The sequence below is a fragment of the Acinetobacter tjernbergiae DSM 14971 = CIP 107465 genome (assembly GCF_000374425.1).
GTDB classification, from domain to species: domain Bacteria; phylum Pseudomonadota; class Gammaproteobacteria; order Pseudomonadales; family Moraxellaceae; genus Acinetobacter; species Acinetobacter tjernbergiae.
Genome location: NZ_KB894354.1, coordinates 243,076 through 267,961, shown reverse-complemented (window position 1 = coordinate 267,961; position 24,886 = coordinate 243,076). Strand labels below are relative to the sequence as shown.

The 24,886-nt window shown below is 37.7% G+C and carries 21 protein-coding genes; 6 read left to right on the top strand and 15 right to left on the bottom strand.

Annotated elements, in window-relative coordinates; genetic code table 11:
• Positions 1–106 precede the first annotated feature (106 nt).
• Together C502_RS0102585 and C502_RS0102580 are read right to left on the bottom strand one after the other, a co-directional pair.
• Entirely contained in the window at positions 107–1,156 is a 1,050-nt protein-coding gene (locus tag C502_RS0102585) for a DUF932 domain-containing protein (protein ID WP_018677304.1), read from the bottom strand.
• A gap of 65 nt (positions 1,157–1,221) precedes the next feature.
• Positions 1,222–1,539 carry a hypothetical protein gene (locus C502_RS0102580; RefSeq protein WP_018677303.1) on the bottom strand — a complete coding sequence of 106 codons (318 nt, stop codon included), beginning with the start codon at positions 1,537–1,539 and terminating at the stop codon, positions 1,222–1,224.
• A gap of 793 nt (positions 1,540–2,332) precedes the next feature.
• On the opposite strand from C502_RS0102580, the gene C502_RS0102575 reads away from it, so the two are divergent.
• Together C502_RS0102575 and C502_RS0102570 are read left to right on the top strand one after the other, a co-directional pair.
• Complete coding sequence (locus tag C502_RS0102575; RefSeq protein WP_016163118.1) at positions 2,333–3,454, top strand: hypothetical protein; 1,122 nt, start codon at positions 2,333–2,335, stop codon at positions 3,452–3,454.
• Between the two features lie 113 nt (positions 3,455–3,567).
• The gene (locus C502_RS0102570; protein WP_018677302.1) at positions 3,568–4,071 is read left to right on the top strand and encodes a hypothetical protein; all 504 of its coding nucleotides are present in this window, start codon (positions 3,568–3,570) and stop codon (positions 4,069–4,071) included.
• A 115-nt stretch (positions 4,072–4,186) separates the two neighbouring features.
• On the opposite strand, the gene C502_RS0102565 is transcribed toward C502_RS0102570, so the two are convergent.
• The 4 genes from C502_RS0102565 to C502_RS0102550 all read right to left on the bottom strand — a co-directional run bounded on the left by C502_RS0102565 (position 4,187) and on the right by C502_RS0102550 (position 10,392).
• Positions 4,187–5,050, bottom strand: a complete 864-nt coding sequence (locus tag C502_RS0102565; protein ID WP_016163116.1) for a hypothetical protein — start codon at positions 5,048–5,050, stop codon at positions 4,187–4,189.
• A 53-nt stretch (positions 5,051–5,103) separates the two neighbouring features.
• Positions 5,104–6,060 carry a YagK/YfjJ domain-containing protein gene (locus C502_RS0102560; RefSeq protein ID WP_016163115.1) on the bottom strand — a complete coding sequence of 319 codons (957 nt, stop codon included), beginning with the start codon at positions 6,058–6,060 and terminating at the stop codon, positions 5,104–5,106.
• Positions 6,061–6,301: 241 nt separating this feature from the next.
• Positions 6,302–8,686: a hypothetical protein gene (locus C502_RS0102555; protein WP_018677301.1), complete on the bottom strand. Its 2,385-nt coding sequence runs from the start codon at positions 8,684–8,686 to the stop codon at positions 6,302–6,304.
• A 344-nt stretch (positions 8,687–9,030) separates the two neighbouring features.
• Positions 9,031–10,392, bottom strand: a complete 1,362-nt coding sequence (locus C502_RS0102550) for a tyrosine-type recombinase/integrase (protein ID WP_016163113.1) — start codon at positions 10,390–10,392, stop codon at positions 9,031–9,033.
• 225 nt (positions 10,393–10,617) lie between these two features.
• Between C502_RS0102550 and mutS the strand changes: the two genes are divergently transcribed.
• The 4 genes from mutS to C502_RS0102530 all read left to right on the top strand — a co-directional run bounded on the left by mutS (position 10,618) and on the right by C502_RS0102530 (position 15,536).
• A complete protein-coding gene (mutS, locus tag C502_RS0102545) occupies positions 10,618–13,275 on the top strand; it encodes a DNA mismatch repair protein MutS (protein WP_018677299.1) in 2,658 nt (885 codons plus the stop codon).
• 274 nt (positions 13,276–13,549) lie between these two features.
• Complete coding sequence (gene fdxA / locus C502_RS0102540) at positions 13,550–13,879, top strand: ferredoxin FdxA (protein ID WP_018677298.1); 330 nt, start codon at positions 13,550–13,552, stop codon at positions 13,877–13,879.
• A 136-nt stretch (positions 13,880–14,015) separates the two neighbouring features.
• Positions 14,016–14,729, top strand: coding sequence for a D-Ala-D-Ala carboxypeptidase family metallohydrolase (locus C502_RS0102535; RefSeq protein ID WP_018677297.1), 714 nt, complete (start codon positions 14,016–14,018; stop codon positions 14,727–14,729).
• 138 nt (positions 14,730–14,867) lie between these two features.
• A complete protein-coding gene (locus C502_RS0102530; protein ID WP_018677296.1) occupies positions 14,868–15,536 on the top strand; it encodes an O-methyltransferase in 669 nt (222 codons plus the stop codon).
• Between the two features lie 119 nt (positions 15,537–15,655).
• Here C502_RS0102530 and C502_RS0102525 read toward each other — a convergent pair whose 3' ends face one another.
• The 9 genes from C502_RS0102525 to lptC all read right to left on the bottom strand — a co-directional run bounded on the left by C502_RS0102525 (position 15,656) and on the right by lptC (position 24,882).
• Positions 15,656–16,498, bottom strand: coding sequence for a universal stress protein (locus tag C502_RS0102525; protein ID WP_018677295.1), 843 nt, complete (start codon positions 16,496–16,498; stop codon positions 15,656–15,658).
• 114 nt (positions 16,499–16,612) lie between these two features.
• On the bottom strand, positions 16,613–17,230 hold the full coding sequence (locus C502_RS0102520; RefSeq protein ID WP_018677294.1) for a chloramphenicol acetyltransferase CAT: 618 nt from the start codon (positions 17,228–17,230) through the stop codon (positions 16,613–16,615).
• Positions 17,220–17,822, bottom strand: a complete 603-nt coding sequence (locus tag C502_RS0102515) for an IMPACT family protein (protein WP_026315720.1) — start codon at positions 17,820–17,822, stop codon at positions 17,220–17,222. Before C502_RS0102515 ends, C502_RS0102520 begins: the two co-directional genes overlap by 11 nt.
• A gap of 89 nt (positions 17,823–17,911) precedes the next feature.
• Positions 17,912–19,099 (bottom strand): HlyD family type I secretion periplasmic adaptor subunit, encoded by a 1,188-nt coding sequence (locus C502_RS0102510; protein ID WP_018677292.1) that lies wholly within the window; start codon positions 19,097–19,099, stop codon positions 17,912–17,914.
• The gene (locus C502_RS0102505) at positions 19,096–21,237 is read right to left on the bottom strand and encodes a type I secretion system permease/ATPase (protein WP_018677291.1); all 2,142 of its coding nucleotides are present in this window, start codon (positions 21,235–21,237) and stop codon (positions 19,096–19,098) included. The genes C502_RS0102510 and C502_RS0102505 overlap by 4 nt, the downstream gene beginning before the upstream one ends.
• Positions 21,234–22,769, bottom strand: coding sequence for a TolC family protein (locus C502_RS0102500; protein WP_018677290.1), 1,536 nt, complete (start codon positions 22,767–22,769; stop codon positions 21,234–21,236). Before C502_RS0102500 ends, C502_RS0102505 begins: the two co-directional genes overlap by 4 nt.
• A gap of 286 nt (positions 22,770–23,055) precedes the next feature.
• Positions 23,056–23,802, bottom strand: coding sequence for an LPS export ABC transporter ATP-binding protein (gene lptB / locus C502_RS0102495; RefSeq protein WP_018677289.1), 747 nt, complete (start codon positions 23,800–23,802; stop codon positions 23,056–23,058).
• Positions 23,802–24,350 (bottom strand): lipopolysaccharide transport periplasmic protein LptA, encoded by a 549-nt coding sequence (gene lptA / locus C502_RS0102490; protein ID WP_018677288.1) that lies wholly within the window; start codon positions 24,348–24,350, stop codon positions 23,802–23,804. Before lptA ends, lptB begins: the two co-directional genes overlap by 1 nt.
• Positions 24,334–24,882 (bottom strand): LPS export ABC transporter periplasmic protein LptC, encoded by a 549-nt coding sequence (lptC, locus tag C502_RS0102485; protein WP_018677287.1) that lies wholly within the window; start codon positions 24,880–24,882, stop codon positions 24,334–24,336. Before lptC ends, lptA begins: the two co-directional genes overlap by 17 nt.
• Positions 24,883–24,886 lie beyond the last annotated feature (4 nt).

The window sequence follows — 24,886 nt, the reverse complement described above, 5'->3', positions numbered from 1 at the left end:
GGGCATAAAAAAAGCCACATCTGGAAATGTGGCTAAAGGTGTTGCTGTGCTTGTACGGTGTTACCGTATGCTTAGGCTAATGTAGAAGGCTTAACTGAAACTGAATTTAGGCAATCATTCGAAGTGCTTGTTCTAAACCACGTTGCTTAATGGATGCGCCTGCTCCAAACCATGCTGAATCGAGTCGATGATCGGTACTCATGGCTCGACGTTCGTGGTCACAAAATTCGGTGATTGAGCACAGTAATCCATACGCCGTATCTTTGGCTGAACTGAGTTCTGCCCCTCGTCCATGTCCGTTAAACATAGTCATGACTTTCGACATGGCACGTCCATTCGGTTCGGTTTTATTGTCTGGTCGAGATGAATTGCTTTGATTTGGCATGGCTGCATTGCGATAGAACTGAATAATACTTTCATCCTGTTCGGCCACACTAAGACTAGTATTATTAAATACCGCATCAAAGTAAGCAGCGGCTTCCTGCTGTGTCACTTTAAGCTGACTCAGTTGCTTCATTTCATACATATGTTCATCCCATGCACGAACTGAAATACCGAGTTGATGTTTGACTTTCTCAGCATCGAATCGGGTGCTATGCGGCACTTTCACCACACCTGCACTATTATTCTGTCCTTTGAGCGCAATCGCCAAAGTATTGTTACATACCACCCGAATACTGGTGAATTGTGCTGTGGTGGCAAGTGTGCCATCACAAGCGGTAGCCAGAAGAATATAGCCATTACTGACATCTTTACCTTTAAGTGCTGAGCTTTGTCCTGTCTTAGCCAATGCCCAGAATTTCTTACCACCTTTGAGCACCCCTGCGGTTTCCAGTTCAAAGCCTGATTGTTCAGTCAGGTCTTTGTAGAAGTGTAGGATTTCCATCGGCTGGACTTCCTGAAAGCGTTGGCTGACCACAGATAACGGTGCGTGAGTATCAGAACGGTAAAGTACACGCTGTTCCTCAAAAGGCATGATGATGCTTTGTCCCTTTTCATTCTGTGCCATGTAACTGACATCGGAGGATTCAATCCGCCAGTTCATACCTGCCTGCTGCGCCCATATCTCAATGGGTTGGTTTGGAGTAAGTTCATTGCCTAAACCATGCCAAGGGGTTTGTCCTACGAATGCCATTGTTTCAACTAAATGTGCCATAAGAATAATTCCTGTATCAATTTTAAAATGGGTATAAGGTTCGATTTGTGAATTTTGTTGAATGCTTAATTGCGTAAATTTGGACTAAAGCTGCGGTCACAGTTGTTGCAGTAATACTGTCTGCGATAAGTTGGGTGTAGCGGTTGTTGCTGTTCATCTTCAGTGATTAACATCCAGATACCGCCGATCAGTACCCCAACGATTGCGCCTGCAATGGGTGGAATGTTCAGGCTTTTAGAAACACTCACTCCTAAAGTGGCAAGTGCCATCGGTGACATCACGCTATTGGCAATAGGGTTATTGGTTGAGGTACTGGGTAAATGTTGGGGGGATTGCAGTTGTATCGTCTCTCTGGACTGGCAATAAGGACATGGCAAACTCATTGTGGTAGTTCCTGTAAATGAATAAAAAAAGCCTGCTGAGGGAAGCAGGCAAAATGATTGCGATGTAGTTGAAGCATGTATTGGTGCGGTCTCGAATGGAGAAACACCCTTCTCATTTAGATGTTATGTATTTGTATTTTTTTAGAATGCGTTTTTATCATCAGTTTTAGGCAATTTTTGAATGATGCTTAAACAGATCAATTGACCTGTTTTTTATCAGCGATTATGATGCAAGGGCTGACCTACATTGTCAGTCGGTTTTGACAGACCGCAGATCCAGCACGATATATGAAAGTAATTTTGTATATTGTGGGAACCCTCGCGTCCCCCTTTTTTCTATGGTAGGGCGAGAGGGGGACGCCTCGTGCGTGCTGGTTCCTTGGATCCCAGTCTGTCAACCCCCTTTCGTTCTGCCACCATAATCAATTGACAGTGATTCGGCAGAACTTCTTGTAATTCCAAGGAGTCAACCATGACACATTTTACTGTGCTTTATTCCCCTGCACTTTCTCCGCCTCTTCGGCATTTCATTCCAATTCACTTATCACACGCTTTCGCTGTGTCCTGATTGATTCAAGGCATTCATTAACTACTGCATCCATTTTGGTCAGTGGTGTTTTGTGCTGGATAAAAATCATGGAATTCGTCGCACAGCTAATTTGGCGTGTCCTTATTGTGCTCAGTAACAGCATAGCTAGAGCCTCTGACAGCCAAGCAAAATGTATTTGAAATTACAGTCAATTTCATAATTCATTTTAAAAACTTTAAAAATATTGGATGGGGAAATAATAGGATGAAATACGTTTCAATTGCGCTGCTCACCAGCCTTGCATTGGTCGGCTGCTCAAAACCACAACAAGATGATGTAGAGAATAAAGAACTTACTCAAAAGATTGAAAAAATATCATTGAATGATAATGCCCCTGCACAGGCTACTTCTTCTCCTTTAATTATCGCTCGCAATAAAATTACACCTCCACTAACAAAGACGGGAGAAGACTTTCAGGAACTCATCAAAGATGAGGGGTATTTTTCCTTTTATCCGCCCTATAAAACCATCTCTGGTTTGCAGATGTTTGCTGAAAATGATGATGTTGCAGATTATTGTGCAAACTGCGTGCATTTCCAGTCCATTCTCAATGATTTAAGAAATGTGCTGGCTTTAAAAAACAATCAAGTTTTAGTGATTGGACATACAGGTCAACAATTTCCTGCATTCACTTTTGCTTTAGGTGATGACTATTCTTTGCGTGCAGCGCATGATACAGCCATCAATTATATAAGATCGACGATGCAGGTGATTCCACCACAAAAAGATCAATTTGAAAGTACAGAACAATATCAACAACGTATTCAGACACTTCAAAAAGAACTAGATAGTAAAAATACCCATCTAAATTATGACCTGAAGCTTTTAGAAATCAGTCTAAATGCGACCTCTTCACAAAGTCAGTTCATGCCGAGCAGCTACACACCCAATGATCGACCAAGTGGTCCGATTGATAACTTTGTTTACTACGATGCTGACTCGAAACAATTACATTTTGAAAATATGAATTTCGCATCTGATCTGATCGTGAATTTCACTGCACCATCCACGCCAGAGTTAGCACAAAATATCATTACGGCTGGTGGACAAAAGTATGTCGGTTACATTTTTAACTTCAATAACCATAAGTTGGAATTAGATAGCTTAGTCATTTATCAAGCCAACAACACTCAAGCTGATTCTGCAAATGAGCCAATCGCAATCCTTGAACCGAGCACCATGTCCTTTCAACGCAAACATTTCAACGGTATAGAAAATGCCCGATTAAAGAAATTTGATGTGCCACTGAAAAAGCCAATTCCTTTTGATTTCACTCTGGATAACTACACGCCGATCGAGAAGGTATTTAAAAAGATCGATGAGTAATTCCCACTTTTATAAAAAGTAAAAAATTGATTGACCAAACAATTAAATACACAGAGTTGGGCTTTCACCCAACCCTGTAGATCACAATATTCGATTAAATATAGGCATGTGTAATGAATTTTATTCCATCTATTGTTTTATCCAGTATGTTGCTACTGACTTTAACCGCATGTAATTCAGACAACAATGCACCAAAGCCCAAAGATACTCAAACAAGCGAGAATAGCACTGCCGATGCTTCTGAAACGACACATCAATCTGAAGATGATTTTCCAGCCGTTGATAAATCCTTTCTGGAAGATGGATCATACAATGCTGAGGAAGTGGCTGAACCCACTGTACAAGAACAGTTTGAGGTACGTGTCCGTCGTGAAGAATCACAATACTCCATGACAGGCTATACCGATTTACTGAATATCATGTCATTGAATGATGCGCCAACCACTATCACAGGTGTTTTAATCAATCGTGGCAATTGTAGAAGCAAAGGCACTTACGATTACCAAAATATGCGTTATGGCTCAGTGGCAAAAGTTTACTTAGGCTGTTCGGCTGAATATGTGCGTGAAGTGACGGTCACCACCAACAGCGGTTTGACTTATACCTATAATTTTTAGGTATTCAACTCCTAGATCAAGTGGCGTATTTTTCCACTGAAATTAATAATGGTCTAAGCGGATTCATTCTTAGACCATTATTCGATGACAACTCTATCGATTTTACTAAATAAAGCTACTTCAGCTTTAAAGGGATGCGTTCACAATTAAAAGTTTTGCCGCGAGTTAGCATCACCCTTAAATAATGATTTTTACTATTCGCATTGAAATCACTCTTCAGCAATTGCAGGATCCGTTGAATCTGCCTGTCATCTTGGCAATTCACTGACCATCCTTTTTTAGCTTGCTCTTCAATGTAGACTTCACCAAAACCATTACTGAGTTCCTCACACTTTGCTATCAGTTTATTGGCATGGTCAGATAAAGTCGTGTCCTGTGCCTGTCCAGCATAAATAAAGTAGATCTGGAGGTAGTAGCCCTGTTCAGGATGATGTTTTATCTTCCAAATCACTGAATGGATGCAACGGAATACATTGGTCTCCCTTGCCCTGACCTCTCTTAATATGGCATTGACATAACACTCAAAACCGTTAAATCCTAATGACGATACACCTTCCCTGATACCAAATCGCATTGGAAAGATCATTAAGCAATCTGTGTATTGCATGGTATTCAATAAGAAGCGTTCGACCTTCTTCGTTTCAGCCTTATTCTTTTTTTGGTCGTATTGATGACCGTCCTGTATCCGTTCAAATTGCGACTGGATATCAGCAATCATCGACTCAATCACATGATCGGGCAGATCATAAATATTTTCATACAATCTATATTTATTTGCTTGAAACAAGGCTCGTTCAATCAGCTTAAAAATAATGATGGAATCAACATAGTCATAACCAGCAATAAAGAAACGTCTAGACTTGATGATTAAAGGAACAATTTGTTGCTTGAATTGTTCACAACTGATTTGGTCATCCACCACCTCCTTGATAAATTTTTCAATTTCACAAAAGGTTTGAGCTTCATTGTAGGTCGTCATGAGAAAACACATCCTAGGTTATTGGTTCATATCACTAGGAGTGCCGTAGTTTTTTAATCGTTGTTTGACTTAAATCCACATCGCTGCAAGGTTTGGGCAACACCTCTACGCCAATGCACTTCAAATTGACCTGTACCAAAGCTACGCATATACGGTATCTTTGCTCGTAGATGCTGTGCATACTTTTCAGGATTGACCAGATACATGGCAGCATTCAAGGCGTTACTTACTTCCACGGGATTACTGCACCGAATAGGTCCTACCCCTAAGCGATCATTCCGCATAAACTGCTGCTTATATTCCGTAGTATTACAATTAAAGTGCACGCCAGTATTACCCGTAATACTATTCCACATTTGCCAAACCTGATCAGCGAGATACCAGTCATTCTGTCGTTTTGATGGATCATAGATCAGCAATAAGTGGCAATGATAGCCTTTATTTTCACCCTGCTCTAATGCCCATGCATATCCTTGTAATCCCATGAAACATCCATCTTGATTTGCGATACGATTTCTTAAAATGCTCATATGTTGTTGAACATTCTCGATACCCATATAAACCTGTTGCTCTTTGAGATAGCCCAAATCCACACGTACAAACAACAGTTCAGAATAATGTGTAAAGAGTTTAGTCAGATACTGATGTAGTGAAATTCGATTCTGCTCTTCTTGCTGAATAAAGCGAGCATGTTCATTCCAATAATCATATTTATATTGGCTGAGTACACAGCATAGGGTTTGAACCTGTTGAATATTAAAATTCAAGATATGTGATGCAGATAGGCCATTCAGAAAATGATCAATCCAATACTTACACTGAATAAAATACTGGATGGAGTCAGCGTAGTGAAGCTGTGCTGAATAGAAATGCTGAAAAGCTTCATATAATGTACTCAATGTTTGTTTGAATTGTTGTTCATCCATCTGTTCAAAACAGACATCATAAACAAAGTCTTCAATCGCAGTACAAATACTGGATTCATTCCAAAGAACTGTAGTCAAATTCATGTCGTGATACTCATCATGTTAGGATTCATATCACAGTCATGTCTGTAGTTCTTTACTTGTTTACCCATATATATGAGTAAAGAATCAATCGATAGTAAAATAAAATTTTGATAAGTATATAATTAATAATAGATATAATAACTTTAATAACCCGCTAAGGCCAATCTACAACTCGACAGCAAATCGGTTAGACCGCCTGAGCATAAATCACATGGCTTAACCTAACCGAGTCAAGCTAAAGTTAATTTTTTTGACTACGACTATTATCATTTTTTATCTTAGATCCTTTGATCAGTACCTTTGGCACATCTTTTTGGCTAGCAAGCTGAAACAGATCACGATACACAATAAATTTGATTAGAGTTTCCAAAATGAATTTATGGGCATGTTTATCTTTAACCTGAATCAATAAAACACTTTCAACGTATTCAGATCTGGAACGATATATGGGCAGCAACTCAATTGATGCATGTCTGATATTTGTACTCGGTACACCTAAGAAATTTATGCACTTTTCTTTAATAAAATTATTCCAATATTCTGATAGCAATTGTTCAATATGACTCACCTGTTTCTCACAGCCTTTTTCAAGAAACATGTATATATCCACATATGGATTATTATGAGCATCTAATTGCCATAAGCCCAAGTAACCTAACAACCATTTGAGAGGTTTAGCACGTTTTCCCATTCTTAAAAAACTAGTAAATACTTTTGAGAAATTGTCTTGGTTCAACACACCACTGTTCAATTCACAACTTAGCTTCACATGCACTAAATAAATGTCTTCTGTTAAAAGCTGCTGAATATATTTTTGTGAACTCGCTAAACGCTTATTACAGACCTTCCGCTTGTGATCAAGATATAAACTTAATGTGTCCGAATTGTTCTCAAGACACATTTTAAAATCAGTATTATGTTCAGATGTTAAAAAAATGCTGTTCATCGGCTTATGTTGGAGTTCATACAAAAAGACTGCAAATTTATTAATATATTTAGCAATATCAATAGTTAATAATTCATGAAGGATTAGTGTATTTGTGGAAAAGTTCAAATTTTCAAACATTAATAGTGCATTCAAACTGACATTTCGTTTTTTATCGTCCAGTGACAATTGGTTCAGTAAGCTACTACGTTTCAACAACGACAATAGCCGCTTACCAGTCAGACTCAAACATTTCCGAAGCGCTTTGTCAGTTAACGTCTGATCTGATGGCAATATAGGGATTAAAAATGGCTGCTCAAAACTCTGCTGCAACATTGCAGCCATAATTTCAAAATCCAGTAAATATTGTTTTAAACATTGGTTATCAGCAAATCGCTCACTGTAATACAATTCAGCCAACTCTATGTGTATTTTGATTTTCTTTGACAATTGGCGAGTAGACCAAATTTTCTTTTCATCTGTTTGTGTGACTAATTGTTGAAATTTAAGTGCTGGTTTAGGATCAACTACAATCACATCCATAACTTGAGGTATAGCACAATTCAACACATCCAAATTAAAATTAATTTCGTAAGGTTGTCCATCTGTATCATTAATACACTCCAACTTGATATAGCGATCCACTGAAGCAAAATAACTCAAAATCCAATACTTAAAATGCTCAATCTTGCCCTGATTCGCCTTACCTATATGTCCAACTGCTTTATTTGAAAAGTTTCTACGAACAACTTCATTCCAGTTCCGTACCTGTATGTAAAATTGGTTTCTAAAGTATAAATCAAACAGATATTGCAACTGATCAACCAAACCTTGTTCATCAAATTTCGGAGAATGCTTAAAAATGAGAATACAATGCAAATTCACGCCTAAATGAAAATCATGCTCAAATTTTGTATTTGCACGAACAAAGTTGGGTAAGCATTGTAAAATATTACCTATCAATTGAGTCTGTTGATAAATGAGACTAAAAAAATTCTCGAAGTTATAGGTATTGCGGTTTTGATAAGAATTGATAAATCGAACATCTACACAAAGAACATACACACTGCCTAGTTGTTCAAGCAAAAAATCAAATGATTGATACATCTTCCCTAAATGATCCAGTCTTTCTTTTCTTTTTTCCCCTCTAGAAATGTAATTGTGCTCGTCTTGCTCTTGAATTTTAGATATACCATCAAAGCACTTTTCTTTAGGAAAACTGTCTACATTCCAATTTCTATCGATTGCAATATTAATGTCATCAATTTGAAAAAATGACTGGTTAAGTAAGTGCAACTCTTCCAGATCAGTCACTCCTGCCATCCAAAGTCGTTGCTGTAATTTTTTTGGGATTTCTGGATTTATGTAGATTTTTTTAAAAATATTAAAATTATCACTAAATCGTACATTCGGTAATTTCATCATATTGCGATGAAAACGTAATGTACTGAAAGTTGCATGTATCTTATCAAGCCGCTTTTGATCATTATTTTTGACTGCCTCTTCATAGATACTAAGGCTTGTTATCACGCGATCAAAGATGTTATCAACAAAAAATTCTATGTTTTTCAGGACCTGAACTGATTCGTGGAAAAATAACGATTGATCGAAATTCTCATCTTTCAGATTTCTCACTGACCGTTGAGCACGCTGACTTAAAATTTTAAAAATATCCTCTTTTTTTATTTCTATTATTTTCATAATCTATGCTCTAAACAAGTAAAATCAGCCATTACAGTATATAAATTATATCCAAAAAGTTACTATTAATCACATTTTTTCAAAACCATTATTTTTTCAAAAAAACGACTAAGCAAACAAAATATCAACTAAAAAATAATTCATATTTGTGTTGATAATGTTGAGACAAATAAGATGAAAATATTCTCTCATGCCTTTTCAATATTCAGCTAATGAGGGTCAGTGAAAATTAATTAAGATTGAATCTAAAGCCTGTGTTTAATTTCAAGGAAACAGTTACAACCAAGTAATTATTAAGAATATCTAAATAAAAATTTTAAAGGTTTGAATCCTGATATAGCTTTTTAATGATTGATTTTCATGATGCTATCCAAGTAATTCGCCCATTTCTGCAACCACTCCGCACATTCCGCTTCATAATTATGCAGGTTGTACGTTCCCTCAATTCCCTTTTTGGAATGCCCTAGAACTGCTTCTGCAATATCTGTAGGACAGCCTAACCTAGACAATCCTGTTCTAACCGTCCGCCGTAAATCATGTGGATTCCAATCATCCATATTTTCTAACCAAAGTTGCTCAGCACGATATTTCGTTTGAACTTTCTCTGGATTCTTCAGTTGCCATTTCATTTCACTCAAAGACTTTTGCTGAATAGGAAGCCCTGTTCGACTCGAAGCGAATAAATATTTCTGATCAGGTTTGTAGAATGAGTATAAGAAATTAAGGCATTGGGTTGATAACTGAACATAACGCTCAGTGCTATTTTTTGAAGCTTTTAGATGCCATATACCTCGATCTAAATCAAAATCGCTCCATTGTGCATCACACAATTCTCCAGTACGGCAACCTGTCCACAACGTTAAATAAAGGATATGTTTTTGATGTGTTGTAAATCCTGATGTTGGCAACCAAGCCAATACACGTTTTAATTCCTGATCATTTAAAACTCGTGTACCCTTTTTACAGGTTACTTTTAGCCTTGATTGCTTGATACTCATTTTGGCTAATAAGGCAGGATTGGCAAAATTGGCAGGGAATCGCTCTAACCCGATGGTATATTCATAAGCCAACGTTAACTCGGACAATACCCGTCCAGCCTGCACATTGGAACCACGATCAATAATTTCTTTGGTTAAAGCTACCACATCTTTTCGAGTTACTTCCAAAGCAACTCGATTTCCCAAAACCCGTACCGCATCTCCATACAAGGTTCGCCGTGTTTCAGCTTGACCTTTGGGCTTACGCACACCCAAGACCTTTTTCCTTTCCCCTGTTCGAGGGTCAGTAATCCAGTGATCTTCAATTACTTCGGTCAAGTACATCTCAATCATGTCATGTACAGTAAGTTGAGATATATCTTTCTGTACATGCTCTTGCTCAAGCTGTTGTTGAAGCTTTTCCTGTTCTTTTTTATGTTTTGGACAAATCCCCTGATTCCTTTCAGCTTTTAAACGAATCAGTTCTATCCTTGCTTCCGCCAATGTAACTTGAGGGAAATTTCCGATCTTATATTGTTTGATCGAGTCATCCACAGGACTACGATAACGGTAGAAAAAGGTCTTCATTCCCGTTTTGCCGCAATGCACCCGCAGCCCCACATATTCCCCAATATCAGATTTATCAGGATCACCCACCTTCATCTTCTCTATCGCCTTAGCTGAAAGTGCTTTTTTAATTGTTGTTTGTTGCTCTATTGAACGAACCACTTTAATCCTCACAGAAAGACTGAATTATTTGTTATCCTTTCAAGCTGTCCATTTTCCAATTATTGATAAGGAATGATGGCTAGTTTAAACTAAAACAACCTACACTAAAACCTACACTAATGTTTTGGCTTAGGCTGTATTTGCTTAGATTTTCTCCTACACCTTCGGATATTCTGTTTATGTTAAACACTATTAAATACATTGAAAATAAAGGACTTAACAACAATGAATGATAATAATAGCATAGCAGACCTTTCAAACCACACCCCAATGATGCAGCAATATCTTAAAGTCAAAACTGAGTATCAACATGCTTTGCTGTTCTACCGTATGGGCGATTTTTATGAACTTTTCTTTGAAGATGCTCATCAAGCTGCCAAACTTTTAGGGATTACCCTCACCCATCGAGGTAAAGCCAATGGACAACCAATTCCAATGGCGGGCGTGCCCTATCATGCAGCGGAAGGCTACCTTGCTCGTTTGGTTAAGTCTGGTCGTACTGTTGCTATTTGTGAACAAGTCGGAGAAGTAACAGGAAAAGGGCCTGTCGACCGTAAAGTCGTTCGCATCTTAACGCCAGGGACATTAACAGATGATGCACTACTCACCAGTTATCAATCTTCAAATTTGGTTGCGTTATGTATTCAACAGAACCAAATTGGTTTTGCATTACTTGATTTAAGTGCTGGTATTTTTAAAGTTCAACAACAAGACTATAAACCTGAACAATTGGCAATTGAACTGGCTCGTTTGATGCCAAGCGAGATTTTGATTGATGAAGATCTGATTGATAAAAATATTATTGAGCAGATTAAGAAGAATCTAGACTGCCCGATTACCAAACGTCCAAATGTTGATTTTAATTTAAATAATGCGCAAAAGACCTTGTGTGATCAGTTTGCAGTTTCAACTTTATCAGGCTTTGGTTTAGATCCACTGCCTTTGGCAAAAGCGGCAGCAGCAGCTTTGATTCATTATGCCAAAGAAACACAAAAGACGGCTCTACCACATATTCGTTCAATTCAGATTGAGCAAAGTACCGACTTTATTGCACTCGACCCCATTACTCGCCGTAATTTAGAAATTATTGAACCGTTATTTGATCATGGTACATCCTTGTTTCAACTAATTAATGATTGTCAAACGGCAATGGGTGGACGTTTACTGAGTCGAACACTCATGCAGCCGATTCGTGACACTGCGATTTTGGATGCTCGTTTGGATGCTTCAGAGCAGTTATTAAAAGGCTATCATGAATCTCCTGTACGTTTAGTGCTCAAAGAAATTGGTGATATCGAACGTGTATTGAGTCGTGTTGCTTTGGGGAGTGCCCGTCCGCGTGATTTAGTTCAACTTCGTCAAGCATGTGCACAAATTCCATTTTTACGTCATGCACTAGCCCCTGTGCTAAAAACACAACAATCTAAGTTATTAAACCGACTAGACCATGAATTAGGTGATTTCAAGAGCCTTCATCAACACCTAATGGATGCAATTGTTGAAAGTCCACCTGTGCTGTTACGTGATGGTAATGTCATCGCAGAAGGTTATGATGATGAACTCGATGAACTACGTAAAATTCGTGATCATGCCGGGCAATTCCTGATTGATCTGGAAATTAAAGAGCGTCAACGTACTGGCATTAATACCCTTAAAATTGGTTATAACCGTGTCAGTGGTTATTATATTGAGTTAACACGTTCGCAAGCAGAGCAAGCTCCAGCCGATTATATACGTCGCCAAACGCTCAAAAATGCTGAACGCTATATCACACCTGAACTCAAAAGCTTTGAAGATAAAGTCCTTTCGAGTGAATCACGTGCGCTTGCCCGTGAAAAACTGTTGTTTGAATCACTTCTGGATGAGTTACGCCAAAACATTGCCCATTTACAAATGATGAGTGCTGCAATTGCTCATATTGATGTACTTGCCAATTTTGCCCATCAAGCGAGATTAAACAATTGGGCAAGACCTGAATTTACCGCTGAAACTAGTATCAAAATTCAAGCAGGTCGTCATCCAGTGGTAGAAGCTTTAAATAAAGCACCTTTCACTCCGAATGATACCTTCTTAGACCCACAACATCGCATGGCGATTATTACTGGTCCAAACATGGGTGGTAAATCGACGTTTATGCGTCAGACTGCATTAATCAGTTTACTTGCTTACTGTGGTAGTTTTGTCCCCGCAAAATCGGCAAAGTTGGGGTCGATTGATCGTATCTTTACCCGTATTGGTTCTGCTGATGACTTATCAACAGGCAAATCGACATTTATGGTGGAAATGACTGAAACCTCACAAATTTTACATCATGCAACCAGTCAGTCTTTAGTGCTGATGGATGAAGTGGGTCGTGGTACGAGTACCTACGATGGTCTTTCTTTGGCTTGGGCATGTGTTGTCGATTTAACCAAGCGGGTGAAATGCCTCTGTCTTTTTGCAACACACTATTTTGAATTAACTGAATTGGGCGGTGAAGTTGGCATTGATAATTATCATGTCACTGCGCAGGAATTGAATGGTAATTTAATTTTATTGCACAAAGTACAACACGGCCCTGCAAGCCAAAGCCACGGCTTACAAGTTGCAAAACTGGCAGGTATTCCCGCAAGTGTAATTAAAGAAGCACAGAAACGTTTGAAAATTCTGGAAAAGCAACAGCATCAACATTTGCAAAATACAGTTCAGAATGATTTATTCAGCTCGCTTGAGCATGAAATTGAAACTCAAGTTGTTGAGAAAATTGTTGAAGTGGAAGCTCAATCCCCTGCTCTTGAGTTGTTGGATAAAATTGATGTAGATGATCTAACTCCACGTCAGGCACTTGAACAACTTTATCAGCTCAAAGCCTTGTTTAAATCCAGTCAAACCCTCGAAAATTAAGACTAGATCATCAGCTCTAGCATTTAGTTAGAGCTGATTTAAATCAATAACCACTTTAAATATCTCTGTTGTATCAATTGGCAAACGATTTTTCAGAGGATCATTCTTGAATTTAGTAGGTTATTGAGACTTATTATCAATAAAAGTCATATAAATAAGCCCATTTCATTGATACGAATAATAAATATCAATAAAAGGAATTGTTTCTATCGGTATTTTTTGCCTAAAATACACTATGCAAAATGAAAACCATATTTTTTAGGTAGCTGCCGCCATGACCTTTGTTGTCACCGAAAATTGTATTAAATGTAAATATCAAGACTGTGTTGAAGTTTGTCCTGTAGATTGTTTCTATGAAGGTCCAAACTTCCTCGTGATCAATCCAGATGAATGTATTGACTGCGCACTGTGTGAACCTGAATGCCCAGCAAATGCTATTTTCTCTGAAGATGAGCTACCAGAAGGTCAAGAAGTTTTTATTGAACTCAATACTGAACTTTCTGAAAAATGGGCAGGTAATAACATCACTCAAATTGGTGAACAGCCTGCTGATCGTGAAGAATGGAACGGCAAACCAAATAAATTGCAATATTTAGAAAAATAATCATAAAAAAGACCAGTACAGACTGGTCTTTTTTTATACTCGAATCACACATTTCTTTGCAATTGCACCATTATCTGTGCGTTATTTTGCATTAAAATAATCCATCTATCACCTATAGATTGTGAACCACCTTTTTATGATGCGAAATAAATTACAGGGTCTCTTATCATTTTGTATCATCCCTGTGATGATGGTCGGTTGTGTCAGTTCAGCCACTAAAGTGAATCAAAATCAAGGTAAAAGAATTTATATTCCTGAAGAACAAATCACTTTTACTCGCCCAATTCCCAATAAAGTTGAACCTACGTCTTACCGTCAATGGCTCAATCAAGGTGAAAACTATGCACGTGTTCGTGAATACGAGCAGTTTTTAAATCGTAATAATGTTGCACATATTATTCCAAGTTTTGAATTATTACGTACTGCACGAGATTGGCAAAAATGTGGTCGTTCGGAATATATGGTGCCAAATCGTGAGCTATGGAATAACTCACTTTCAACCTTACGCGTCTTTAAATATCTGATTGCTGCTAAAGTTCTCACCGATTTCGAAGTAACCTCCGTTTATCGTGATTTGCCATTAAACCAATGTGCAGGTGGTGCGGGTTCTTCTAAACATTTATTTAATTCAGCCATCGATTTCCGTATTGGCCCTGAAGTGCCACAACCGCAAGACTACGCTTATATTGAACAAACTAAATTTAAATTATGCCAATTCTGGATACAGCATGGTCAAAGCTTAGATCTCGGAATCGGTTTATATAGTTCTGGTCAAATTCATATTGATACTCAAGGTTATCGAACTTGGGGACCTGACCTCACTCGTAATAGTTCAATGTGTAACTTCTAATTTAAATAGACTTAAACCCAAAAGAGATCGAGATGATCTCTTTTTCATTTCAATGACACTGATTAATTCAGTAATCAAATTGCACTCTGAGCATAAATGTTTAAAATGCAGCTAACAGATTCGTAGGTAAACTTGATTATGCAACAGATGTGGACCGACATTGATGACTATATCAATTCACATTTAATTCCCACAGACCCAAGACTTCAACATGCATTAGACAATACCGATACGCAGGGATTTTCTAATCATTTGGCTGTTGCGCCTAATCAAGGCATGTTTTTGCAAATGTTGATTCAGATGAACCAATGCAAACGGGTACTGGAACTGGGAACTTTTGGTGCCTATAGTACCATTTGGCTTGCAAAAGCATTACCTGAAGATGGCTATCTACTCACGGTAGAAGGTCGAGATACCCACGTCATTATTGCTCAGGAAAATATTGATTTTGCCAAGATGCCAACCAATATCGAGCTAAAGAAAGGTCGTGGTGCAGATATTATGAAGCAACTCATTGCTGAAGGCAGTGAACCCTTTGATTTGATTTTTATTGATGCCGATAAGCAAAGTTATCGTGAATACTTTGAATTAAGCTTGCAACTTTCTCATTCAGGAACGATTATTGTGCTTGATAACGTCATTCGTGCAGGTGCGATCTTAGATGAAAATAATAAGAAGCCTAGTATTGAAGGCATTCGTGAAGCATTCACAGCATTAAAAGATCATCCTCAACTTTTGTCTTGCACCGCATTACAAACAGTTGGCTCAAAGGGACATGATGGCTTTGCAATTGCGATTGTGAAATAAAGATCAAAAAACAATCTAAAAAAATTAGTTGTTTAATATCAATGTATTATATTTATCCACAGTGCTTTTCCATATAGTTATCCACAGTAATTGCGGATAACTATATGGAATAAAATGAATCACTTAGCAACGAGTAAGGGTACATTGGCATTTCGGAAGATCGTTGTGGTGATACTCCCCAAGAAAAATTGATGAATTTTACTATGGCTAAAAGCACCTAAAACAATCAGTTGAATATCATGTTCTCTTTGATATTCAAGAATATTTTGTGCAACATCACCATAACGATAAACGGGTATAACATCTAAACCCGCATTTTTTAAATATTTTTCAGGCTCAGCCAACATTTCAGGATGATCACCCACATACAGCAAATGGCATTGTAATTTTTTCAATAAGTCACTTTGAGCTATACGTTGCATCATCTTTTGACAGGTCGGTGAATATTCATAAGCGAAAATAAAGCGTTTCGGTGGTTCAAAATGCTCACCCACGGTAATCACTGTACAGTTTGCACCACGAATAAAGTTTTCAACATTGCTGCCTATGGGCTTATTCTTTTCTGCTGCTCGCTCACCAACACGACCAATAATCACAACATCATTTTCTTTCAAGATGTTAAAACTTTGTTCAAGAAAATCGCCCTTTTCTTGAATCTTGGTACTGGTTAAATCGTATTGTTTCTCTATGAGTTCTGAAATATGCTTGAGTAAATTGTTACTATAATCAAGCGCGAGTTCACTTTGCTTTTGCTCTAGTTCGGCTAGCTCTTTCAGTAACATCGCATTACTTTCAAAACCAATCACACCACTAATTTCACCTAAATGATAGCTTGCAGGATAATAATCCAAGATTTGCAACAGTACTAATTCTCTTTGGGTTTGTTTTGCAACCCAAACCGCCGCTTCTGCAACAGCATCAATACAGGGTGAAGAATCGATACATGCAATTACACGGTTCATTTTCGCCTCTCTTTAGGTATATACCTTAGGTCTTCTACTTATTTTTAACTTATCACAGATCAAAGCATGGTGGGTTAAATTTATGTATAGAATCTAATGAGCTTTTAATTGATTTTATTCAGTGCGATAACGAATGAATTGAGCTGGATTACCAGCAACAATTGCAAAATCTTCAATATCTTTTGTGACCATACTATTCATTCCAACAACAGCATGATGCCCTATTTTCACACCATCTTTTATACCAACATGAGCACCTAACCAAACATCTCGTCCAATCTCAATCCCTTTGGACGTGACAGGCTGCTGGTATAGCGGTCGGTCTAAACCCATGCCATGATCAAATGCATATAAATGACTATAAGCTGCAATTCTGACTTGATCATGTAATTTAATCCCTGCCCGCCCACCATCTAAAATACAATGATGGTTAATCGCAACCTCGTTACCAATCTCTAAAGGGCCATGTAAAGTACAATCGGCTGCAATAAAGGTATTATCTCCAATCGTGATCTTACGGCCACGTTCAGCAAAAATATGCGCTAAAGGGGAAATAAAACAATTTTTACCAATCTCGATCGTTTCCATTTCCATCAAATAAGCTTGATATTCAGCTTGCCATGCTTCGGCCCATTCTCGATGCTTCGCCTTAAGCGACCAGTACAACCAAGGCATATAATTCAAACGATGCTTATGTTGTTCTCGATACTTTAATAAAGGATCAGTTGTCATCTTCTTGTTCCTCTATCACCTTGAGCGATTCACGTCCACGTGTAACATCTTGGAGCTTATGCCTTAAAGGCTCAATTTGATGTACTTGTACTCGTGCTTCAATAAGAACACCTGTTTCAGTGTAACTTTCTTGATATTCAATTTGTTGTTGCATCAACTCATATTGAATAATTGCCCATTCATTAAATAGGCAGGCAAATTGAATCTGTTTTTTCTCAATCAACTCAATTTTTTCAGCCAATAATAAACATTGACCTGCACATCCACCATAGGCACGAACTAAACCACCTGTACCAAGCTTAATACCGCCATACCAACGGTTCACCAAGACGATGACATTGGTTAAGTCATTGCCTTCGATTGTCGCTAGAATGGGACGACCTGCTGTGCCAGAGGGTTCACCATCATCATTAAACCGAACATGATGTCCAATTTTCCATGCCCAACATTGATGTGTCGTTGAAATATCTTTGCGTTGTTCTAAAAAAGTTTTAACTTGCTGCTCATTTTCAACAATTGCAGCAATCGCTTGGAAGCGACTTTTTTTAATGTCTTCTTCAAAAGTTACCGTATTGGCAATGGTGAAAGGCATAAACATAAATACAAACTTAAAAAGGAATTATAACTTTTCACACCAAAATAAAAAACCTCGCATCAAGCGAGGTTTGGGCTACATCATAATTAACGTTCGCGTAAGGCTTCTTTTGCTTTATTGAAGGGTTTTAATAAATAGTCCATTACTGTTTTCTCCCCCGTACGAATATCAACAGTCGCTACCATACCAGGAGTAATACCAAATGCCTTACCGATTTTATTATGAAGTTTATCAGAATCTGTGCGGATATAGACCCGATAGTAAAATTGATCTTGCTTGACTTCATCTCGAATTGTATCAGGTGAAATAACCGTCACTTTGCCTTTTAAACCACCATAAATTGAATAGTCATAGGCTGTAATTTTTACTAATGCTTCTTGTCCTGGGCGAATGAATGCAATATCTCTTGGGGAAATACGTGCCTCAATTAATAATTTATCTTCTAAAGGTACAATGGTCATTAACTTACCATTTTGTGGAATGACTCCACCTAAAGTTGTGACATCAATTTCTTTTACAATACCTCTAACAGGTGCTTTGAAAACAGCTCTATGTAAACTATCACTCCGTCCCATCACCACTTGTTGTTGTGTTTGAATATCAGTATTAGATTTAGAAAGCTCCTCTCTAGCCTTAACGTAATACTGGTTACGTGTATCATTCATTTTATTCTGTAGATCATTTGCTTCACGTTTCAACCTAAGAACTTCAACTTCACTTGCTGCACCTTTGGCAACCAAAGGTTCAGTCATAACCAACTCTTGTTGTACAAGTTTGAGTGCTTGTTGGAAACCTGCTAATGATTCTTCAAGATTTTCACGGCGTGAATAATATAGTGCTGTTTCTTCTTGCGCTAATTTTGGCTCTTTTAAAACCTCTTCAGGAAAAACTAGAGGTGTACCATTCACTTCAGCACGTAAACGAGCTGCTGTGGCTTGAGCCGAAACTAGCAAGGACTTTGATTCGCCAACGTTTGAAGCAAACCGAGTTGGATCAAGTTGTGCAAGAACCTCCCCTTTTTGCACAATATCACCTTCTTGTACATCTAATTTCGTCAGAATCCCACCCTCAAGCGATTGAATAATTTGCTCTTTAGAGGATGGAATAACTTTACCCGTACCCGTAGAAACTTCTTCTAAATTAAACACCCAAGCCCAAATTAAAAGAACAAGTAAACCGATACCAACAATCCAGATCACGAAGCTAGAGCGTGGTAACTTTGGTTCTTTATAGGAAACATTCATTGAACGGCTATTCACTTGTTGTTCGCTCATGAATCTTCCCCTTGCTTAATTTGTTTTTGTTGTACAGCAGACTGGTTTAATACTTGATCACGTGGACCATCCATAACCACTTTACCATCGCTCATCACAATTATGCGATCAACCAATTCCAAAACGGCCCGACGATGTGTTGCAACGACTAATGTTCGATTTGCAAGCCATCCTTTAAGATGATCAATTAGTTGTTTTTCAGCTACATCGTCAATTGCAGCAGTTGGCTCATCTAAGAGCAAAATATTCGGTTGACGAATGAGTAAGCGAGCCAATAACAAAGCTTGTCGTTGCCCACCAGAAAAACCAACACCACCTTCTAATACCAAATGATCCAAACCTTCTTTTTTTTCTTGTACAAAAGCTAAGGCCCCTGTCACTTTTAGTACTTTTAGAATATCTTCATCACGTGATAAAGGCGCACCAAGGGTTAAATTTTCACGAATTGTGCCATAAAATAAATGTGCATTTTGATTTAACAATCCCATATCACGACGAACGTCTGCAGGATCAATTAAGCTAATATCTAATCCATCAAGATGGACTGAACCATTCGTTGGAAATTGCATAGCTGAGAGGATTTGTAATAACGTAGACTTTCCAGCCCCATTACGCCCCAATATCGCAATTTTTTCGCCTGCTTTAATCTTTAACTGGCGCACAGCAAGGCTTGGACGTGGATCGTCTTCTGTATATTGGAACATCACATTTTTAAGTTCATAATCCCCGTTTAGAACCTCTTTATGAACTAAATGAGCCTGATCAGCCTGATCAACAGATTTTTGCATGAGTTCATCAAGACTTTTCTTAGCAACTTTTGCCTGTTGTAAACGTCCCAAAATACCCGTAATCTGAGATATTGGAGCAAGCATTCGTGACGATAAAATCGAACAAGCAACTAAAGCACCTGTTGTCATCTCACCATCCATCACGGCAAAACAACCTACCAAAATTACAGCTGCATAGGTTAAACCTTGAATTTTTTGTGTCCACGCTGTTAGTACGCCAACGATTTTACGTTGCTGCATACTAATATCTGCCGACACTTCATTCATATGATTCCACTGGTTTTGGAACCGAGACTCTGCTCGTAATAGCTTAATATCTTCAATTCCTTGTACAGCCTCAACTAGAATTGCATTACGAATTGAAGATTCACGCATACCTTCTTGCGCAAGTTGTGCTAATTTTTTTTGTACCAAAATACCAGGTAGAATCATCAAAGGTACAACAAGCAACATTACCCAAAATAAGTTTCCACCAATAATCGCAAAGATAACCAGAAACAAAAAGAAGAATGGCAAATCAGCAATTGCCCCCATTGTCGTAGAAGTAACAAGATCGCGAACCCCCTCAAGCTCACGAATTTGCGAAATGAATGTACCTGTTGATTTGGAACGTTCACTATTTTTTATTCTTAAAGCATGGCCAAATACACGATCTGAAACACGTAAATCTGCACGTTTCCCAATAATATCAGATAAATAAACACGGGCAACACGAAGTACAAATTCAAAGATTGCAGCAATAAATACTCCACCCGCAAGTACCCATAGCGTAGGAATGGATTGTGATGGAACAACTCGGTCATAGACTTGCATTGAGAAAATAATCGTTGCTAAAGCCAAAATATTTGCCATTAATGAGGCAAACATAATATCGATATAACGTTTCCAATCTTGCAATACAATCGACCAAAACCAACTGGCTTCATAAGGCTTAATGTATTCATCAATACGCGCATCAGGAACTGATTTTTCTGGGCGAAGCACATAAATATTTTTGACAATATGCTTAAGTGAATCTACTACAAATTTTTGTGACAGCCCCTGATCACCACTTAGTTGAATACTGACATTACCATCAGTATCCGCTTTATCAATCACACCCACTTGACCATCATTAAATTCAACAATCACTGGTAATCGCCAAGGATTTACAACTTCATCGCTAAATTTAACTTTCCGTAAGTTAAGTCCGACCTGCCGACTCATTAATAATAAGATTTCGTCTAAATTTTGGTTCTGATTCCAATCAAGTTGTAAACGAACTCTTTCTTCAGAGGGCTCTATTCGATAATGCTTTGCAATCGTTAATACCGCTTGTAACCAAGGCTGATAGTTTATTTTTGTCATCATGGCTGAACTTCAAACCCCTGAATTTGAATATTATTTAAGTCGTAGGCTTGACGCGAACGCCCTGTGGTCGCTATATACTGAGCAATACTGTTATAAATATCATAACGTGCAGTTTCTAATTCCGAATTTGCACCATGAATCGCTTGTTCAGCATTTAATAAATCTACAAGTGATCGGGTTCCTAATTTATATTGTTCTTGATAAAGCTCTTTCGTTCTCACTGTTGTTGCTTGGCGACTCATGAGAACTTGCATTTGTCTTTGTCTATTTTCAATTTGTTCTCGACTCGTACGAATTTGGTCAAGTACTTTTAGATAAACCGCATTTACTTGTGCTTTCGCTGCTTCTTCTGCAAAACTAGCTGCCTTTATTTGTGAAGAAGTCGCTCCACCTTGATAAAATTGACTACTTGCCTCAAACATAATCGCACTGTCAAAACCACCTTCTTTATCATTATTGGGATTTTTACCATGTAAAGCTTGGCTTAATTCTCCCTTAACAGATAAGGTTGGATAACGGCTTAATTGTGTTTGCTGTTTTTGCGAACGAGCCACAGCAATGCCTGCTTGTGCAGCAATCATTTGTGGAACGATATTAAATTGTGGTGCAGCATATAAATCTGATTGTTGGACTAAATCTTCAGGAACAGCCCATTGAGTTGCACTAGCATCAAAACCTAAAATAGTATGTAAATGCTGTTGATATTGTCCCAATAAGGACTGCTGAGCAATCAATGCTGATTGAGCTGATTGTAAATAAGATTGCGCTTGAACTGGATCTGCTTGACTACTAATCCCGGCTTTAGCTCTTAAATTTGCCATTTCCTGAATACGCGTAATACCAACTATTTGTTGGTTCGCAATTTTTATAAGTTTTTGATATCGCTGAATGTTAATAATTGTCTGTGCAACATCCAATGCAATATCATCAATTTTGACTAAAACATTTGCTTGTTCAACAATTAATTTCGCTTGTTCAGTATTCACATTGGACTTAACTTTACCAAAGTCATAAAGCATTTGTGTTGCATTTAAAGCCAGTATTTGCCGACCACGTTCGCCTTTTCGTGTCAAATCACCAGTATTCACCCCTCCAGTAATCTGCGGATAATACCCCGCTTTCGCAACATCAATATTTGCATTCTGCGCTGCTAAAGTTGCTAAAGTTTGAGAAATTTCAGGATTTCTTTGAACCGCAATTTTTACCGCATCTTTTAATAATTTAATCTGGCTTTGCCATAATGCTGCTGGAATAACATCCACGGGGTGCCCTGAACCAACAACAGGTAAATCAGTGATTGATGAATCCACAGAAAAGTTACTTAATTGTTGCATATATGCAGTTTTAAATTCGTCACTACTTTTAGGCGCAAATAGCTGAGATAAATTGTTTTTTAAAGTGTGGTATTGTTCACTAGGTGTGTTTGCATACACAGTTTGTGCAGACAAAGCCACAATACACACTAACAATTTGAAATCTTTGCATATTTCAAGAAATCCATTGTCTACCTTTCTATCGTTCTTGACACTCATATTCTTTTCATATTGTTATGATTAAAAAGCCAATTCATTCTACTCACTTTTTTAGAAAAAACACTATGCTCTAAATATTAATTCACACGCTTATAATCAGTTATTTTTATAAAATATTTAAACACTAATCACAAAAAATACAGAATAAATAAAATAAAAAATAATAAAATTCAATAATATAAAAAATAATAAACATAAAAAACAAATAAAATATTAATTATTTTTACAGTTTTAAAAATAAAAAAAGAGCTGAACAAGCTCTTTTCCACAAACGATTGATCAAGTTTTAAACCACAAAATCATCACCTAGATAGACTTTACGCACTTGCTCATTATCTAAAATTTCTTGCGGAGTTCCTTCTGCAATCACAGAACCTTCACTGACAATATAAGCTTTTTCACAAATGGCCAAGGTTTCTCGAACATTATGGTCAGTGATTAAAACACCAATTCCTCGACTCTTTAACGTTTGAATAATATCTTTAATATCACCCACAGAAATTGGATCCACACCTGCAAATGGTTCATCTAATAACATAAATTTCGGATCAGCAGCTAAAGCTCTTGCGATTTCTGCACGGCGACGTTCACCACCAGAAACACTCATCCCCAATGAATCTTTAATATGATTAATTTTGAAATCATTGAGTAATTCATTAAGTCGCTGTTGGCGTTGTTGCTTATTCAGATCTTTACGCGTTTCCAAAATTGCCATAATATTTTCAGCAATTGTTAGTTTTCTAAAAATCGAGGCTTCTTGTGGTAAATAACCAATGCCTTTACGAGCACGTTCATGCATAGCAAGATCAGACAAGTCTAAATTATCTAAGTGAATTTCACCTTTATCCATACGAACTAGCCCAACAACCATATAGAAACTTGTCGTTTTACCAGCACCATTTGGCCCAAGCAAACCCACAATTTGTCCACTTTGCATAGTAAAAGAAACATCTTTAACTACCCAACGTTTACTATAATTTTTAGCTAACTGTTTAATGCATAAGATTTGCGGCTGTTGCTCTGACTGTTCCATTAATCACGTGCCCCTGGAAAACTTTTTGAGCTTGATGGTGGAATAATAATTTGAACTCGATTTGATGAAGAACCTTGAGCTTCAACATCACCCTTATTCATACTATATTTCAGACTATTACCACGAATACTAGAACCGCCTTGGTAAAGATATGCTTTACCAGTCAATGTCAAAATACCTGTTTCTGCATTATAAACAATTGTCTGAGCCTCACCTCGTGCCAAGCCTTTATTGGCATCTATTTGTTGTTGGAACTTAGCTAATTGCCCTTTGGCAGTAATGGTTTGTATTTCTTTTTTAGTGTTTAATGTCGCAATAATTGAATCGGCTTGTAGCTTCATTGTACCTTGCTCGATCACAACATTACCGGTGTAAGTTGTCATACCTGTTTTATCATTATATGTCGCACGGTCAGCAACCAAAGAGAGCTGTTGATTACGGTCTGATGGTAAAGCAAAACTGGAAACAGAAGATAAAGCAACAGCAGCAATACAGGTGGCTTGTTTTAGGAAAGTGAAACGAGATTTAGAATTAAGAGCTTGGTGCATACTTTCCTCGAATTTTATAGAACTCATATTGACCATTATTCAAATTTGCTTTGAGACCTTGGCTCACAAATTCAGCATTTTGCGATTGAACAATCACCGAATGTTGCGTTTCTAGCTCTCTTGTTTTTGGATACCCTATAAGCTCATCCGTATGAAATTCCATTTTACCTTGATCGGATAAAGTTGTAGCAACCACATCACCAGAGAGTATAACTTTACTATTGTCATTATACGCATTTGCTTGTTTTGCATAAAAAGTTGCATCGGGTTTCCCCTGCTTGTACATCACAGCATTTAATTGATCAAGCTGGGAGGTTTTTTGTTGCATATTTTGCTGTAACTGTTTCACTTCAGCCCGAATATACAAATTACCTTGCTCATCAGTTTGTGTTAAATGAACACCCTGTGCTGAATAAGTCATATTCTTCACAGAATCAACATCCAACTTTTTTGCTTTGCCACTGTAATAATAGTACCCACCGCTTAAAGCGGCAATCAAAACAGCAACAACATATAAAACTTTGGTATCCATAAAC

What these genes read in the sequence shown, in the direction of transcription:
- fdxA (WP_018677298.1), top strand. Translation starts at nt 13,550, where the DNA reads ATGACCTTTGTTGTCACCGAAAATTGTATTAAATGTAAATATCAAGAC.
- C502_RS0102505 (WP_018677291.1), bottom strand. Translation starts at nt 21,237, where the DNA reads ATGATGACAAAAATAAACTATCAGCCTTGGTTACAAGCGGTATTAACG.
- C502_RS0102580 (WP_018677303.1), bottom strand. Translation starts at nt 1,539, where the DNA reads ATGAGTTTGCCATGTCCTTATTGCCAGTCCAGAGAGACGATACAACTG.
- lptC (WP_018677287.1), bottom strand. Translation starts at nt 24,882, where the DNA reads ATGGATACCAAAGTTTTATATGTTGTTGCTGTTTTGATTGCCGCTTTA.
- C502_RS0102520 (WP_018677294.1), bottom strand. Translation starts at nt 17,230, where the DNA reads ATGACAACTGATCCTTTATTAAAGTATCGAGAACAACATAAGCATCGT.
- C502_RS0102575 (WP_016163118.1), top strand. Translation starts at nt 2,333, where the DNA reads ATGAAATACGTTTCAATTGCGCTGCTCACCAGCCTTGCATTGGTCGGC.
- C502_RS0102535 (WP_018677297.1), top strand. Translation starts at nt 14,016, where the DNA reads ATGATGCGAAATAAATTACAGGGTCTCTTATCATTTTGTATCATCCCT.
- C502_RS0102570 (WP_018677302.1), top strand. Translation starts at nt 3,568, where the DNA reads ATGAATTTTATTCCATCTATTGTTTTATCCAGTATGTTGCTACTGACT.
- C502_RS0102510 (WP_018677292.1), bottom strand. Translation starts at nt 19,099, where the DNA reads ATGAGCGAACAACAAGTGAATAGCCGTTCAATGAATGTTTCCTATAAA.
- C502_RS0102500 (WP_018677290.1), bottom strand. Translation starts at nt 22,769, where the DNA reads ATGAGTGTCAAGAACGATAGAAAGGTAGACAATGGATTTCTTGAAATA.
- lptB (WP_018677289.1), bottom strand. Translation starts at nt 23,802, where the DNA reads ATGGAACAGTCAGAGCAACAGCCGCAAATCTTATGCATTAAACAGTTA.
- mutS (WP_018677299.1), top strand. Translation starts at nt 10,618, where the DNA reads ATGAATGATAATAATAGCATAGCAGACCTTTCAAACCACACCCCAATG.
- C502_RS0102555 (WP_018677301.1), bottom strand. Translation starts at nt 8,686, where the DNA reads ATGAAAATAATAGAAATAAAAAAAGAGGATATTTTTAAAATTTTAAGT.
- C502_RS0102565 (WP_016163116.1), bottom strand. Translation starts at nt 5,050, where the DNA reads ATGACGACCTACAATGAAGCTCAAACCTTTTGTGAAATTGAAAAATTT.
- C502_RS0102530 (WP_018677296.1), top strand. Translation starts at nt 14,868, where the DNA reads ATGCAACAGATGTGGACCGACATTGATGACTATATCAATTCACATTTA.
- C502_RS0102525 (WP_018677295.1), bottom strand. Translation starts at nt 16,498, where the DNA reads ATGAACCGTGTAATTGCATGTATCGATTCTTCACCCTGTATTGATGCT.
- C502_RS0102560 (WP_016163115.1), bottom strand. Translation starts at nt 6,060, where the DNA reads ATGAATTTGACTACAGTTCTTTGGAATGAATCCAGTATTTGTACTGCG.
- C502_RS0102585 (WP_018677304.1), bottom strand. Translation starts at nt 1,156, where the DNA reads ATGGCACATTTAGTTGAAACAATGGCATTCGTAGGACAAACCCCTTGG.
- lptA (WP_018677288.1), bottom strand. Translation starts at nt 24,350, where the DNA reads ATGCACCAAGCTCTTAATTCTAAATCTCGTTTCACTTTCCTAAAACAA.
- C502_RS0102515 (WP_026315720.1), bottom strand. Translation starts at nt 17,822, where the DNA reads ATGCCTTTCACCATTGCCAATACGGTAACTTTTGAAGAAGACATTAAA.